Below are 13,492 nucleotides of genomic sequence, written 5' to 3' on the forward strand. Positions count from 1 at the left end.
TCCGGTAGGCGCGCCGTCGTGCGTCCCGCCCCGCCCGTCAGCCGGAGGGTGTGCGCGCGACCCGGTGTGTCTCGTACATCCGCATCGCCACGACCAGGGCCGACAGGGCGCTGACGGCCGCGGCGGCCCACACGGCGGCGTGCAGCCCCAGCAGGTCGGCGACGACGCCGCCCAGGATCGCGCCGACCGCGTAGCCCGCGTCGCGCCAGACGCGGTACACGCCCACGGCCCGGCCGCGCCAGGCCGGATGGGCCACGTCACCGACCACGGCCAGCAGCGTGGGGTAGACCATCGCGGTGCCCAGGCCGAGCAGCGCGGTGCCCGCCGCCCAGCCGGAGAACCCGTCGGAAGCGGCGATGGCCACGAGTGCCAGGGCCTGGACCCCCATCCCCGTGGTGACCAGGTGCTTGCGCCCGAGCCTGTCGGAGAGGGCTCCGGTGAACAGCTGTCCCACGCCCCAGACCCCCGGGTACAGGGCGAAGAGCAGGCCGATCTGGGCGACGGCGAGGTCGGCGGTGGCGAAGAGCAGGGGGAACAGGCCCCAGGACAGGCCGAAGTTGAGGTTGTTCACCAGGCCGGCGTGGCTGGCGGAGGAGAGCGCGGGCTCCCGGAAGCTCGTCTGCGCGACGATCTGTCGGTCGGTGAGGCCGGCGTGCAGATGGTCGTGGCGGCCTCCGGCCGGGGGCCGGTGCCCGTCGGCCTCGAGCCGGGCGTGGCCGCGTGTCTCGCGGACGAAGGCGCCGGACAGCAGCAGCGCCAGCGCGGTGTAGGCCAACCCGAGCAGGAACGGGACCGGGCGCAGGCCGTACTGTTCGGCCAGATAGCCGGCCAGGAGCGAGGTCACGGCGACCGCTCCGTACCCGGCGGCCTCGTTCAGGCCCATGGCCAGACCCCGTCGGGCGGGACCGACCAGATCGATCTTCATCACCACGGTGGTGGACCAGGTCAGCCCCTGGTTGACGCCGAGCAGCACGTTGGCCGCCACGACCCACTCCCAGCCGGGGGCGAAGATGAGCATCAGCGGCACGGGAACGGCGAACATCCAGCCGGCGAGCAGGACGGGTTTGCGGCCGTACCGGTCGGAGAGGGTGCCGGCGGCGTAGTTGGCGATCGCCTTGGTGATTCCGAAGGCGGCCACGTAGGTGAAGACGTAGGTGTAGCCGGTCAGGTCGAACTCCGACGCGGCCAGCAGCGGCAGCACGGTCTGCTGCTGCCCGACCATGCCTCCGACCAGGGCGTTGACCGCCACCAACAGGGCGAACTGGGCGGCGTTGTGCCGTAGTCCGAGCGCGGGCGTGCGCGCGGTGGTGCGGGGGCTCATTCCTCCGCCCCCGGATTCCCGCCGGACGCCGCGGACCATTCCGCGGGTCCTCCGGCCAGGACGCGGACCCCGGTTCGTCCGGCCCGCAGGAGGATGCCGGCGGCGCCCATGGCCCTTTCGCCGTGCCCGCACATGACCACCAGGGGTCCTTGCGGCACGCGTGCCAGGTTCTCCTCCAGAGCGCCGAGTTCGATGTGGTGCGCGCCGGGGACGTGGCCGGCGTCGAACTCGGGGCTCTGCCGGATGTCGAGTACGGCGGCCCGGTTCTGGCCGACGAGCTCCTCGGCGCGGCCGAGCACAACCGTGGCAGTGGCGCCGCGGTCCGCCCACTCTTCCATGCCTCCTTCCAGTTCCCCCGCCAGGGAGTCGAAGCCGACCTTGGCCGCCTCCCAGGCGATGTCCTCGGGGCTCTGGTCGGGAGCGCGGACCCCGGAAACGAAGTCAGCGTGCAGGTGTGTCTCCACCGCGTGGGTGATGGTGAGGCCGCGCTGGCGTGCTTCGGCCCGCACCTGGCGCAGATCGCGTTCCGGGTCGAGCACCAGCGCCCGGCCTCCGCCGAGTTCGAGCAGGTACGTGGTGTTGCCCAGGCCTGCATCGATGACGGGGATGAGTGCGGGTTCGGTCGCCATGAGACCCCTCTGTGGTGTGCTTCCATCATCCAATATTCCAAAGATTTTTGGAATGTCAATGGCTGTGGTGTGAGGTGTCGGAGGGTTCTCGCCTGGCTCGTGGGGTTCGGGTGCCGTAGACTATTCCAATCATCGATGGAGGATTGCATGAATGAGGGCACAGCTCAGGCCAAATCAGGGCTCTACGAGGCGTTCGCCCGCACGGGCAAGGCACTGGCCAGCGGAAAGCGACTGGAACTTCTCGACCTGCTGGCCCAGGGGGAGCGCACCGTCGAGTCGCTGGCCAAGGCCGCCGGGCTGAACCTCACCACTGCCTCGGCCCACCTGCAGACGCTCAAGCAGGCCGGTATCGTCGCCACCCGCCGGGAGGGCGTGCGCATCCACTACCGGCTCGCGGGCGATGACGTGGCGCGGCTCTTCGCCCTGCTGCGCAAGGTCGCCGAGAACCACCAGGCGGCGGTACCGACCGCCCGGGACGCCTACCTGGGCCCGGGGGACTCCGCCGAGATGACCCGCGATGAGCTGGGCGCCCGGGCGCGGGAAGGGGACGTCCTGGTCCTGGACGTGCGACCCATCGAGGAGTACCGGTCCGGGCACATCCCCGGTGCCGTGCCGATCCCCGTCGGTGAGCTGTCCGACCGGATCGAGGAACTGCCGCGGGACACCGAGATCGTGGTGTACTGCCGGGGCGAGTACTGCGTGCTCGCCCACCAGGCGGTCCGGCTGCTGCTCGACCGGGGGCGCCGCGCGGTCCGCCTGCACGACGGCATGCTGGAGTGGCGTTTGGCCGCACTTCCCGTGCAGGTCGGGGAGCCGGCGTGAAGGGCGGCACCCCGCCGGTGCCCCAGAGCCCGCCCGCGCACACCGTCCTGGGGTGATCGGGGCGGCGCCCCGTCCAGCGGCCACCACTGCGCCGGTGCGCCCCGGTTTCCCGGGCCGTGGTGCCCCGGCCGGTGTCGAGGACCTGTGGCACCTGCACCAGGACGCCGGCATCGCCCGCTGGTACGGCGGAACCCGGACCCGGTGCGAGGGCCGGGAGCGCGCGGCGGCGATGGGGGAGGTCTGGGCGGCCGGCGGAGTGCACAAGCGGCTCGCCGTCCTGTACGTGCTGCGCCGGCCCACGGTTCGGTGACGCCACCGGTGGGGCGCCGGTGGGACAGCGGTCTGGGAGCGGCCGACGGCCGCCACCGGCACGGGCCCGGCCCTCGCGGGGCGGCGGAGGACCATGGGCCTCCGCCGGTGGACGCCGGGCCGGGCCGCCGGTCTCGGTGCTACTCCGAGCGGGGGATGCCCGCCAGGTGCGGCCACAGGGTACGCAGGTTCGCGTACTTGCCTTCGGGCAGAAGGCCGAGCGCGGTCAGGACGGGCTCGGGCGCCCCGTGCTCGTCGGCGGCGGTGATGATCTGCGTGCGGGTCATCCCGCCTGTGGTGAACGAACCGTCGAGGTAGTCCGCGATCTCTGTTCGGGTGACCAACGCCAGTACCTCCAGGAGTGTGCGCGAGGCGCACATGAGTGGGTGGCGGAACGGACAACGCGACGCGGTGGAGTCCGTGCCGCCACGGAAAGGGCGGTGGGCGCGGGTCCGCGGGTCGGCCTCCGGGCCCGGCCCCACCCTCGGGGAGAGTCGGGTCCGGCCCGGCGTGAACGCGCGGGTGCGCCCGCCCTACTCCTGAGTGTGCGCCATCCCGGACCCCACTCGCGCCCCCGCGCCCCCGGGACGGGGCCAATTCCGCGTGAATCCTTCGTGTGGCCCGGTCGTCGCGCGGACCGCGCACACCGGCACGGGGCGTGGATCGCGGTGTCAGGGGAGGTGTCGGAGCAGAACACGGTGCCGGGCCAGGGCCGGTCGAGCAGGGTGGCCGCCCCTCCGGTGGGCACTGTGTGTTCCGCCACCATGCGCGGGCCCGCACCGGTCGTCACCCCCGGGCACGGTCGGTCCGCCGGGCAGGGCCCGGGCCGTCCCGGTCTCCCCGGCCGCCGTCGGCAACCCCGGTGCGACGGCCCCGGGACGTCGGCGCCACCGTGCCCGACGCCGCACGCGGATTCTCTGTGCGTGATCGTCCTATAACGTGGAGTCATGACGAAGGGCAGTACGGGGGGCCTCCCGTGGAACCGGACGTTCCTGCTGGTGGAGGTCGTGGCGGTCCTCGCCCTCTACTACCTCCTCCCGCTGGAGGAGGGCGCGTGGCAGGTCGTCCCGCGCTGGGCGCTGTTCGCCCTCGGCGCGGGTCTGATCTGCTGGTCGGTGGTCCACACGGCCCGGCGGCAGGCGCGTGTGAACCCCGGGGAGCTCTCACCGCACGTGCCGGTCCTGCTCGCCGTCTCGGGGCTCACCCTGTTCGCGCTCGCCGACTACGCCCTGGCCACCGCCTACCCCGGGGAGTTCGAGGGCCTGGAGACCCGGACCGACGCCCTCTACTTCGCGCTCACCACGCTGGCCACCGTCGGCTTCGGCGACATCCACGCCCAGGGGCAGTACGCCCGCGCCCTGCTGCTGGCCCAGATGTCGTTCAACCTGGTGGTCATCGCCGGTGCGGTGTCGCTGCTCACCGCGCGGCTGCGCGCCCGCCGCCACGGAGGCGGGCGCTGACGGGTGCGGTCAGCGGATCAGGTCCCGCCAGTCGGCCGGCACCCGGTCGGCGGGGGCGGGGACCGGCTGGTCCTCGGGCCGCGAGGAAGGCGGCGCCAGCACCGGACCCCGGCCCGCCTGGCCGGAACGGAAGTCGAAGAACCACTCCTCGCCCGGCTCGAAGCTCTGCACGACCGGGTGCCCGGTCTCCTCGAAGTGCTGGGTGGCGTGCCGGGCCGGTGAGCTGTCGCAACAGCCGACGTGGCCGCACGCCGCGCACCGGCGCAGGTGGACCCACCAGCCACCGCCGTGCAGGCATTCCCGACAGCCCGGGCCGCTCGGCGGGGCCGACGGGTCGATCACACTCGCGGAGTCGTCCATGGGGTTCACGGTAGCCCCGCGCCGCCGTCATCGGCGGACCGCCGGCCACCGTGTCCCCGAACCGCCTCACCGTCGCCTGGCGCGGTTCGGGGTCACATGGCGGTGCGGGCGTACTGGTGCAGCGCGTCGCGGACGAAGGCCGCGCCCTCCGGGCCGTCGTAGGTGGCGGTGAACGCGGGGTCGTCGACGTAGAGGTCGCCCAGGCCCCGCACCATCGCGATCGAGCGCTCCCGGTCGCCCTCCGCCGTGGGGGTCCCCGGGATCCCGCTCAGCCACTCCACGTGCCGGGCGGCCATCGCCCGGGCGCGCTCCGACGCCGGCCCGGCTCCGGACCGGTGGGTGTCGATCCACGCGGCCACGAGGTCGTCGACCTCCTGTTTCCAGGCGCGCTGCTCCGCCAGGGTCTTGCCGTGCCACCAGTCGTTGCTGGCTCGGAACGCCTCCTCGCCCCAGCGCGCGACCACCTCGTCCTCGAAGCGGTCGTTGAAACCGTCCAGCATGACGTCCATGTGTGGCTCGGCCCCGGACCGCAGGGCCCGCAGGGTGTGCCGCACCGCCCGGATCCGCCGGTCGACGCGGTCCCGCTCGGCCTCCAGCTCGGCGACGTGGTTCTGGAGCCCCTGCTCCTGGTCCACCTCCTCCGACAGGACCCGCCCGATCGCCGACAGACCCATCCCGAGTCGGCGCATCAGCAGGACGCGCTGCAGTCGGGCGATCGCGTCGGGGCCGTAGTAGCGGTACCCGTTGGCGCCCACCCTGGTGGGGGCCAACAGACCGACGCGGTCGTAGTGGCGCAGGGTGCGGCTTGTGACGCCGGCCCTGGCCGCCAGTTCGTGGATCATCCACTCCACGGGCGGCCCAGGTGGTCCAGTGCGGTGGCGACGACCTTCGCGCTGTCGGCGCGCACGGCCTGGGCCGCGGTCCGTCCGGTCGCGGCCAGGTAGGCGTCGGCCAGCCGGTTGCCCGCGGAGTACCCGGCCCCCGTCGGCAGGCCCACCGGCACGCCGCCGACGTTCTCGGCGATGGTGTCGCCGAGCACCCAGGACGTGAAGTTCTCCATCCCGGTCACGTCGAGCCCGGACACCACCTTGGTGAAGACCGCGTCGTCGTGCAGGTGGGGCACCCCGATCCGGGTGCGGCCGAGGCCGTCACCGTACAGCTCGCGGGCGAAGGCGTCGGCCAGGCCCTCGGAGACCACGTGGTCTCCGACCGCCACGGTCATCGGGTCCCACACCACCCCGCCCGGCCCGAAGCGCACGTTGTGGTGCAGCTCGTGCACAGCGGTGGCCTCCAGGCGCGCCACGTTCTCGGGGAAGGGCCAGAGGGTGATCATGATGGAGCCCGGGATCCCGCCGAACCCGGTCACGCCGAGCGAGGGCCCCATGAAGACGGCGTCCGCCGGGTCGCCGAGCACGAACAGCACGGTGATGTCGGGGACCGTCAGATCCGGCACCGCCGCCGTCAACGCGGCCAGCCCGTCATCGAGGGCCCGCCGCATCCGGCCCAGGGCGTCGGCCGCCGCCAGCGTCTCCAGCGCGTCCAGGCACCTCTCCTCGTCCCGGTCGAGGGGGAACCCGGCCGACCGCAGGTGCATGTCCACCGGGTCGACCTCCCCGGGTGCGTAGCGGTACATGGGCCGGACCGGCTCCAGCATGGACCGCAGCAGTTCGGCGCGGTCCGCGGTTGGGGCCCGCAGGATATCGCGCATGGCCGACAGGGTGTCGGGAACGGTGATCGTCATGGCACCCGACCCTAGACATTGACGCAGCGTCAAGGTCAAGCGCCGCGGCGGTCTGGAAGAGTGAAAGGCGGAGAACCGGCGCCAGGGCCGGTCCGTGCGTGACCTGATCCACGAAAGGACCACGGGACGTGGCCGAGTCAGCCATCCGCGTCGAGGAGCTGGAAGTCACCTATCCGCGCGCCGACGCGCCCGCGGTCGCGGGCATGTCCTTCGACGTCGCACAGGGGGAGGTCTTCGGGTTCCTGGGCCCCAGCGGTGCGGGCAAGTCCACCACCCAGAACGTGCTCACCCGGCTGCTGCGGCGCTACCGCGGCGACGTGCGGGTCCTGGGACGGCCCCTGGAGCGGTGGAACGCGGACTACTTCGAGCGGGTGGGCGTGGGCTTCGAGCTCCCCGCGGGGTTCGGCAAGCTCACCGTCCGCGAGAACCTGGCGGCCTTCGCCTCGCTCTACCGCGCCCCTGTCGACGACCTCGACGCGCTGGTGGCCTCCGTCGACCTCGCCGACGCCGCCCACCGGCGGCTCTCGGAGCTCTCCAAGGGCATGCGCATGCGCCTGAACCTGGCGCGCGCCCTGGTCAACCGGCCCGAGCTGCTGTTCCTGGACGAACCCACCACGGGGCAGGACCCCGTGCGCGCCGCGCTGCTCCGCGACCTCATCCGCGCCGCCGCCGACGCGGGCGCCACGGTCTTCCTCACCACGCACGACATGGCCACGGCCGACCTGCTGTGCGACCGGGTCGCCTTCGTCTCCCGGGGGCGCATCGCCGCGGTGGACACCCCGCGCGGCTTCAAACTGCGGCACGGCCGCCCGGGGCTCGTGGCCGAGATACGCGGTCAGGGACGGCGCGAGCTGCGGGTGGAGGAACTGGCCGACGACGCCGAGCTGCTCGCGCTCATCCGGCAGGGCGCCGTGGAGACCCTGCACACCCGAGAGGCCACCCTGGACGAGGTCTTCGCGACCGTGACACGGGAGACCCTGTGAGGAGGGTGGCGGCCGCCCTCCGGTTGGAATGGGCGATCGAGCTCCGCTACGGCATCGTGCACGTCGCCGCGGGCCTGGCCGTGCTGTGGACCGCGGTCCTGCTCCTGCTGCCGGCCGGTACGGCCCGGATCGTCGCGCCGTACCTGCTGTTCACCGACACGGCCGGGTTCGGGGCGCTGTTCGCCGTGGTCCTGCTGATGTTCGAGCGCACCGAACGCGCCGGGGAAGCCCTGGCCGCCACACCCCTGCGCAGCGGCGAGGCCGTGGCCGTGCGGGTGCTGGTGCTGACGGCGCTGTCGGTGGGCCTCGCCGCCCCGCTGATCCTGGCGGCCGGGCGCGACGATCCCGCCACGCTCCTGCCCGCCCTGCTCGCCGGGGTGTCCGGCGTGGCACTGATCTCCCTGTTCCTGCTGTCGCTGTGCCTGGCCGTCAGCGCCCGCGCGCGTACCCCGCAGGACTTCCTCGTGGTGCTGCCCGTCGTGGCGGTGCCGCTGGTCGTGGTCCCGCTGGTGCACATGACCGGGCTCCTGGAGCATCCGCTCATGTACGCGGTGCCCACCACGGTCGGCGCCGACCTGGTCCGGTGGGGCCTCGCGCCGGGGTCGGTGGCGCAGTCGCCCCCCGTCCTGGCCGCCGGGGCCGGGTACGCGCTGCTCTGCGTGGCCCTGAGCCTGGCGTGGGCCCGCCGCGCGGTGGACGCCGGAGCCGTGGCGCCGCCCGGACCGCGGCCGGCGGCGGTCCCCGAAGGGGCGGGGAACACGAGTATCTCCCGACGGGCTCCGGCACCGGCCGGGCGCGGGGCGGTGCCGGCGGTGCTGCGCTTCGCCCGGGCCGACCTCTTCGGGACCGGACGGGACCCGATGCTGCTCATCGTGCTCCTGGCCCCGCTCCTTCTCGCGGTCGGGATGCGCTTCGGGTTCACGTGGGCGACCGGCTACGTCCGGTCGGCCTACGGGACCGACCTCACCACGGTGGCCCCGATGGTGCTGGCCCTGTTCCTGCTGCACCTGCCCCTGATGTTCGGGGCGGTCGGCGCCATGCGCGCGATCGAGGACATCGACGAGCGCGTCCTGATGGTGCTGCGAGTGTCCCCGCTCACCCTCCGCGCCTACCTCGCCTACCGCATGGGCCTGGTGACGGCCCTGTCCCTGGCCGGGCTCCTCGTGGCCCTGCCCGTGAGCGGTCTGATGCCCGGCGGCTGGTCCCCGGGCACGGTGTCCGCCCTGATCCTGGGCACGGCCCAGGCACCCCTGCTGCTGGTGGCCGTGACCGCGTTCGCGGGCAACAAGGTGGAGTCGCTGGTGGCGGTCAAGGCCGCCGGCGCCGCCATGGTCGTCGTGCCCGTGCTGGCGTGGATCGTGCCCGGGCCCTGGAACCTCCTGCTGCTGCCGCTTCCGCCGACCTGGCCGGCGCTGGCCGTTCCCGGGTACGCGGCGGGACCGCTCGGCCTTCCGGCGCTCCTGGCCGGCGGCCTGCTCGTGGCGGTGGCCGCCACGGCGCTGCTGGTCCGGCGCACCGGCCGCCGGATCGACGGGGCGGGCTCGACGCTCTGACGCGGGTACGCGGCCTCCCGCCGGGCGGGGTCCGTGCCCGGGGCGCCCCGTCGGCCGTGGGGGCGCCCGGCGGGTCAGCCGTTGCCGAACCGGTCGCGGGCGGCGTCGGTCGCGGCGCCCCCCGGGTCCTCGACCACGCCGCCGACCGCATCGGCCTGCTCCTGGAAGCCCTGGACGCTCTCGGCGGCGCCGCCGACAGCGTCCTCGCCATAGCCCTGCGCGGCCTCCGCGGCCCCGCCGAGGGCCTGCTCGCCGTAGCCCTGCGCCGCCTCGGCCGCACCGCCGAAGGTGTCCTCGCCGAAGGACTGGGCGGTCTCCTGCGCGGTGTCCAGACCGCCGTCCTGCAGGGTCTCGGACACCCCTTGGGTCGCTTCCTCGGCCGCGCCGCCGAAGATCCCCTTGAACCACTCGATCACGTCGTCCAACATTGCTCTCAACTCACTCCGTAGGTGTGGCTCCTTCCTATCCACACGGGATAAGCGCACGGTAAGGGGCGCGTGCGCAGGGTGATCAACGAGGGAGGGCGCGCCCCTCCTGGGACGGTCAGGACCAGCCCGGCCGCGCGGGCGGCGACTGTGACGCCGACGACGATCTCCGTCCCTTCCCGTCCCGTGGGGGAGGAGGGGAGGATGGGGCCATGGCGAGCGAACCCGATGCGACGACAACCCGGGCGTGGACAGCGATCGGCGGGTCCCCGGACCTGACCGCGAAGGTCTCCTACCGGAGTGCGGGGGAGGTGCTCCCCGCCGTGCTGCCGGTGCGTGAGCTGGCTCGCGCGACGGTCGGGGCGTGCTCACTCGCCGCGGCCGAGCTGCTGGCCGGGCGCAACGGGGGGCCGGTCCCCGGCGCGAGGGTGGACGAGGGGGCCGTGGCCACCGCGTTCGTCAGTGAGCGGCACCTGCTGGTGGACGGCCGCGCGCCGACCCCCTTCGCGCCCCTGTCGGGCTTCTGGAAGGCCGCCGACGGCTGGGTGCGCACCCACGCGAACTACCCCCACCACCGCGCCCGGCTGCTGGCCGCGCTGGGCATCGACACCGGTGGTGTGCGCGGCGGTGCCGGGTCCGGGCGGAAGGACGACCGGGGGGCGGTGCTGGTCGGACGCCTCACCGAACGGATCGCCGAGCTCGGCGCACAGGAGGTCCAGGAGAGGGTCCACGCGGCCGGCGGCCTGGCCGTGGCCGTGGCGCCCGCGCCCGAACGCGGGGCCGGCCAGGGGTCCACTGCGCACGGCCTGCCCCTGGCCGAGGTCGCCGAGATCGGAAGCGCCGGGGAGCGGCGGTTGCCGCCGGCCCCGCTGCCCGCCGCCGGTGTCCGCGTCCTGGACCTGACCCGGGTCATCGCCGGACCGGTCGCCACCCGCACCCTCGCCCTGCTGGGGGCGGACGTGCTGCGCGTGGACCCGCCGGGCCTGCCGGAGGACCCCGACAGCCACGTCGACACCGGGTTCGGCAAGCGCTCCACCCTGGTGGACCTGGACTCCGCCGAGGGGCGGCACGCCTTCGCGGACCTGCTCGACGCGGCCGACGTGGTCGTGACCGGGTACCGGCCCGGTGCACTCGACCGGTGCGGTCTGGCGCCCGAGGCGCTGGTCTCCCGCCGGCCCGGTCTGGTCGTCGCCCAGCTGTGCGCCTGGGGGTGGTCCGGCTCCTGGTCCGGGCGCAGGGGATTCGACAGCCTCGTCCAGGCGGCCCGTGGTGTCGCGGCGATCGAGGCGGACCCCTCGGACCCCGCGGCCCGGCCGGGCGCCCTTCCGGCCCAGGCCCTGGACCACGGCACCGGCTACCTCCTGGCCGCGGGGGTCCTGCGGGCGCTCACCGACCGACAGGCCGACGGCCGGGGCCGCCTCCTGCGGTTCTCGCTGGCCGGGACCGCCGACTGGCTGCTGCACGGCATCGGTCCCCGGCCCGCCGGGAGCGGCACCTATGACGCCGCCGACTGGCTGACCGAGACCCCCTCCCCCTACGGCCTGCTCCGCCACGCGCTCCCACCGGTCCACTACGACGGCGCTCCCGGCGACTGGACCGCCCCTCCCACCCGCTGGGGCACCGACCCCGCCGTCTGGTCGTAGCGGCCAGGTGAGCCCGGCCGCGGACTGGTCGCCCCCGGTTCCGCCGGTCCGATACCGGACCGTTCGATGAGAAGGACGCCGTCCACATGTAGGACACCTGTGGGGTCGGCCGGACCACCGTCCCCGGTGTAGGCGGCCACGGTCGCCCCCGACAGGTACATGCCCTGGCCCGCCTCGCGGAGCGCGGTCGTGGCGCCGGGCGCGAGGTCCTCGCCTCCGGCCCGGACGGCGTAGGGGTCGCATCTCTCGATCCACAGCTCGGCGCCGGTGGAGTCCACGGCACTGGCGACGTGCTCGCAGTCGGGCTCGCCCGCCTGGGCAGCCCGGCCCGGTGCCCGACCGGATGCGTGGGAGCGGGGTCGGTGCCGTGCGCACGGTCCGCCTCGGTCAGGACCCGCCGGCGCCCGTCGCGCTCCATGACCATGCGGAGCACGGGGTGGCGGTCGACCGGGCGGTTCCGGGCGGCGGGCAGGCGCTCGGCGTGCGCCTCCGGGGAGCCTGCCCTGGCCTGCGGGCCTGTCCGGTCTCGCTCGTGGGGGAGCAATGGGAAGCGCCGCGCGGAGTCGGCCCGCGCTCACAGCAGGAAGCTGAACAGGGGGCTGTCCGGGGAGACCCGTTCGATCCGGTGCGGGGCCGACGCCATCCGCTTGAGCAGCGGCTCCAGGTCCTCCGGCGCGCCCAGTTCGACGCCGACCAGGGCCGGCCCCGTCTCGCGGTTGCTGCGCTTGACGTACTCGAACAGTGTGATGTCGTCGTCCGGCCCCAGCACGTCGTCGAGGAAGCGGCGCAGCGCGCCCGGCTCCTGCGGGAACTCGACGAGGAAGTAGTGCTTGCGGTCCTCGAACAGCAGTGCCCGCTCGACGATGTCGGCGTACCGGCTGACGTCGTTGTTGCCTCCGGAGAGCAGGCACACGACGGTCGCGCCGTCGGGCAGGCCCAGAGCGGGGCCGAGCGCGGCGGGGGCCAGCGCGCCCGCGGGCTCGCTGATGATCCCGTCGCTCTGGTACAGGTCGAGCATCTCCACGCAGATCCTCCCCTCGGGGACGGCGACCAGCCGGGGGCGGCACCGGTCGGCGACCGCGAAGGTGTGCTCCCCGACCAACCGGACGGCGGCACCGTCCACGAACGGGTCGACCTCCTCCAGCGGGACCGGGCGCCCGTGGTCCAGCGCCAGCGCCATGCTCGCGGCGCCCTGCGGCTCCGCGCCGATGACCACGACGCCGGGGTGCTCCTCCCGGAGCCAGGTGAGCGTCCCGGCCAGGAGGCCGCCGCCGCCGACCGGCACCACCACGGCGTCGGGGGCGCGCCCGAGCTGGTCGACGGCCTCCCGGACGACGGTCCCCTGGCCGGCGATCGTGCGCGGGTCGTCGAACGCGGGGATCAGGGTCGTACCGCTCTCGGCCGCGTACTCGCGTGCGGCCGCGGCCGCCTCGTCGTAGGTGTCGCCGTGCGAGACCACCTCGACGCGGTGTCCGCCCAGGCGTGCCACGCGTTCGCGCTTCTGCCGCGGCGTGGTCCGCGGAAGGTACACGCGGGCCGCGACACCGAGGGCGGCGCACGCGAAGGCCACCCCCTGGGCGTGGTTGCCCGCGCTCGCGCAGACCACACCGCGCTCGCGCTGCTCGGCTGGGAGCGCGCTGATGACGTTGTAGGCTCCGCGCACCTTGTAGGACCGCACCGGGGTCTGGTCCTCGCGTTTGAACCACACGTCGAGCCCGTACCGCTCGGACAGGCGCTCGTTGCGCTGCAGGGGCGTCGGCGCCAGGACTCCGGCGAGCCTCTGGGCCGCCTCGGCCACATGGGCGGCGGTCACCGGGGTCGGAACTGGACGTGTCGTCACGGACTCGGTCTCCTGGCTGGTGGTGCGGTGGGGCCTCGCGAGACGCGCGGAGGCGGCCGACGCCTTCTGCGGCCACGGCCGGTGCCGGGCGGGACCGCCGGGCACCCCGCCCCCTCACGTGGGGCGGGTCGTCTGCGCCGCCGCGCGGGACGCGGCGGGAAACGGGCCTGTCGCCACCGTACAGCGCCGCCGAGGGGTCCGGTCGTGCCCGGCCACGGATCGTGGCGCGGCCGCCACCAGGAACGGGCCCGCCGAGCACACGCGGCCCGCCGGGCGTAGGCCGGACGACGTGCGGGGAGGCGTCTCCTTCTGACGGACCACGGGCCGGTGCCTCGTACAGTGAGAACTCCAGCTCGGGCGGAGGGCCTCCCCTCCGGCCCGTGAACGAACACAGGGCCCCGCTCAG

General features: G+C 74.3%; 15 protein-coding genes. 6 read left to right on the forward strand and 9 right to left on the reverse strand.

Translation table 11 applies throughout. From position 1 onward, the window contains the following. Positions 1 to 37: 37 nt before the first annotated feature. Together M1P99_RS22785 and M1P99_RS22790 are read right to left on the reverse strand one after the other, a co-directional pair. Entirely contained in the window at positions 38 to 1,321 is a 1,284-nt protein-coding gene (locus tag M1P99_RS22785) for an MFS transporter (protein ID WP_304454615.1), read from the reverse strand. Next, positions 1,318 to 1,950, reverse strand: coding sequence for a rhodanese-like domain-containing protein (locus M1P99_RS22790; RefSeq protein ID WP_304454616.1), 633 nt, complete (start codon positions 1,948 to 1,950; stop codon positions 1,318 to 1,320). The genes M1P99_RS22785 and M1P99_RS22790 overlap by 4 nt, the downstream gene beginning before the upstream one ends. A gap of 147 nt (positions 1,951 to 2,097) precedes the next feature. On the opposite strand from M1P99_RS22790, the gene M1P99_RS22795 reads away from it, so the two are divergent. Then, positions 2,098 to 2,772 (forward strand): metalloregulator ArsR/SmtB family transcription factor, encoded by a 675-nt coding sequence (locus tag M1P99_RS22795; protein ID WP_304454617.1) that lies wholly within the window; start codon positions 2,098 to 2,100, stop codon positions 2,770 to 2,772. Positions 2,773 to 2,866: 94 nt separating this feature from the next. Next, the gene (locus M1P99_RS22800) at positions 2,867 to 3,082 is read left to right on the forward strand and encodes a hypothetical protein (protein WP_304454618.1); all 216 of its coding nucleotides are present in this window, start codon (positions 2,867 to 2,869) and stop codon (positions 3,080 to 3,082) included. A 139-nt stretch (positions 3,083 to 3,221) separates the two neighbouring features. Here the strand turns inward: M1P99_RS22800 and M1P99_RS22805 are convergent, their stop codons facing one another. Next, a complete protein-coding gene (locus M1P99_RS22805; protein ID WP_304454619.1) occupies positions 3,222 to 3,425 on the reverse strand; it encodes a DUF2795 domain-containing protein in 204 nt (67 codons plus the stop codon). Positions 3,426 to 4,028: 603 nt separating this feature from the next. On the opposite strand from M1P99_RS22805, the gene M1P99_RS22810 reads away from it, so the two are divergent. Continuing rightward, on the forward strand, positions 4,029 to 4,541 hold the full coding sequence (locus tag M1P99_RS22810; RefSeq protein WP_304454620.1) for an ion channel: 513 nt from the start codon (positions 4,029 to 4,031) through the stop codon (positions 4,539 to 4,541). Positions 4,542 to 4,550: 9 nt separating this feature from the next. On the opposite strand, the gene M1P99_RS22815 is transcribed toward M1P99_RS22810, so the two are convergent. The 3 genes from M1P99_RS22815 to M1P99_RS22825 form a co-directional block, all read right to left on the reverse strand. Beyond that, positions 4,551 to 4,901 (reverse strand): UBP-type zinc finger domain-containing protein, encoded by a 351-nt coding sequence (locus tag M1P99_RS22815; protein WP_304454621.1) that lies wholly within the window; start codon positions 4,899 to 4,901, stop codon positions 4,551 to 4,553. Between the two features lie 92 nt (positions 4,902 to 4,993). Then, a complete protein-coding gene (locus M1P99_RS22820; RefSeq protein ID WP_369696569.1) occupies positions 4,994 to 5,743 on the reverse strand; it encodes a MerR family transcriptional regulator in 750 nt (249 codons plus the stop codon). Beyond that, positions 5,740 to 6,642, reverse strand: a complete 903-nt coding sequence (locus M1P99_RS22825; protein ID WP_304454623.1) for a DUF2268 domain-containing protein — start codon at positions 6,640 to 6,642, stop codon at positions 5,740 to 5,742. Before M1P99_RS22825 ends, M1P99_RS22820 begins: the two co-directional genes overlap by 4 nt. Positions 6,643 to 6,770: 128 nt before the next feature. On the opposite strand from M1P99_RS22825, the gene M1P99_RS22830 reads away from it, so the two are divergent. Both M1P99_RS22830 and M1P99_RS22835 read left to right on the forward strand, forming a co-directional pair. After that, positions 6,771 to 7,625 (forward strand): ABC transporter ATP-binding protein, encoded by an 855-nt coding sequence (locus tag M1P99_RS22830; RefSeq protein WP_304454624.1) that lies wholly within the window; start codon positions 6,771 to 6,773, stop codon positions 7,623 to 7,625. After that, positions 7,622 to 9,178 (forward strand): hypothetical protein, encoded by a 1,557-nt coding sequence (locus M1P99_RS22835; RefSeq protein WP_304454625.1) that lies wholly within the window; start codon positions 7,622 to 7,624, stop codon positions 9,176 to 9,178. Before M1P99_RS22830 ends, M1P99_RS22835 begins: the two co-directional genes overlap by 4 nt. A gap of 74 nt (positions 9,179 to 9,252) precedes the next feature. On the opposite strand, the gene M1P99_RS22840 is transcribed toward M1P99_RS22835, so the two are convergent. Then, the gene (locus tag M1P99_RS22840) at positions 9,253 to 9,606 is read right to left on the reverse strand and encodes a hypothetical protein (protein WP_304455805.1); all 354 of its coding nucleotides are present in this window, start codon (positions 9,604 to 9,606) and stop codon (positions 9,253 to 9,255) included. A 209-nt stretch (positions 9,607 to 9,815) separates the two neighbouring features. Between M1P99_RS22840 and M1P99_RS22845 the strand changes: the two genes are divergently transcribed. Continuing rightward, positions 9,816 to 11,246 (forward strand): CoA transferase, encoded by a 1,431-nt coding sequence (locus M1P99_RS22845; protein WP_304454626.1) that lies wholly within the window; start codon positions 9,816 to 9,818, stop codon positions 11,244 to 11,246. Here M1P99_RS22845 and M1P99_RS22850 read toward each other — a convergent pair. Further along, entirely contained in the window at positions 11,174 to 11,524 is a 351-nt protein-coding gene (locus M1P99_RS22850) for a hypothetical protein (RefSeq protein ID WP_304454627.1), read from the reverse strand. The two genes, M1P99_RS22845 and M1P99_RS22850, sit on opposite strands and share 73 nt — an antisense overlap. 296 nt (positions 11,525 to 11,820) lie before the next feature. Then, entirely contained in the window at positions 11,821 to 13,086 is a 1,266-nt protein-coding gene (gene ilvA, locus M1P99_RS22855; RefSeq protein ID WP_304454628.1) for a threonine ammonia-lyase IlvA, read from the reverse strand. Between the last annotated feature and the right edge of the window lie 406 nt (positions 13,087 to 13,492).

The sequence above is a fragment of the Nocardiopsis sp. YSL2 genome (assembly GCF_030555055.1).
In the GTDB taxonomy this organism is placed as follows: Bacteria; Actinomycetota; Actinomycetes; order Streptosporangiales; family Streptosporangiaceae; genus Nocardiopsis.

Coding starts and splice junctions, on each gene's coding strand:
- M1P99_RS22845 (WP_304454626.1), top strand. CDS start 9,816: ATGGCGAGCGAACCCGATGCGACGACAACCCGGGCGTGGACAGCGATC.
- M1P99_RS22810 (WP_304454620.1), top strand. CDS start 4,029: ATGACGAAGGGCAGTACGGGGGGCCTCCCGTGGAACCGGACGTTCCTG.
- M1P99_RS22785 (WP_304454615.1), bottom strand. CDS start 1,321: ATGAGCCCCCGCACCACCGCGCGCACGCCCGCGCTCGGACTACGGCAC.
- M1P99_RS22840 (WP_304455805.1), bottom strand. CDS start 9,606: ATGTTGGACGACGTGATCGAGTGGTTCAAGGGGATCTTCGGCGGCGCG.
- M1P99_RS22815 (WP_304454621.1), bottom strand. CDS start 4,901: ATGGACGACTCCGCGAGTGTGATCGACCCGTCGGCCCCGCCGAGCGGC.
- M1P99_RS22795 (WP_304454617.1), top strand. CDS start 2,098: ATGAATGAGGGCACAGCTCAGGCCAAATCAGGGCTCTACGAGGCGTTC.
- M1P99_RS22790 (WP_304454616.1), bottom strand. CDS start 1,950: ATGGCGACCGAACCCGCACTCATCCCCGTCATCGATGCAGGCCTGGGC.
- M1P99_RS22820 (WP_369696569.1), bottom strand. CDS start 5,743: ATGATCCACGAACTGGCGGCCAGGGCCGGCGTCACAAGCCGCACCCTG.
- M1P99_RS22825 (WP_304454623.1), bottom strand. CDS start 6,642: ATGACGATCACCGTTCCCGACACCCTGTCGGCCATGCGCGATATCCTG.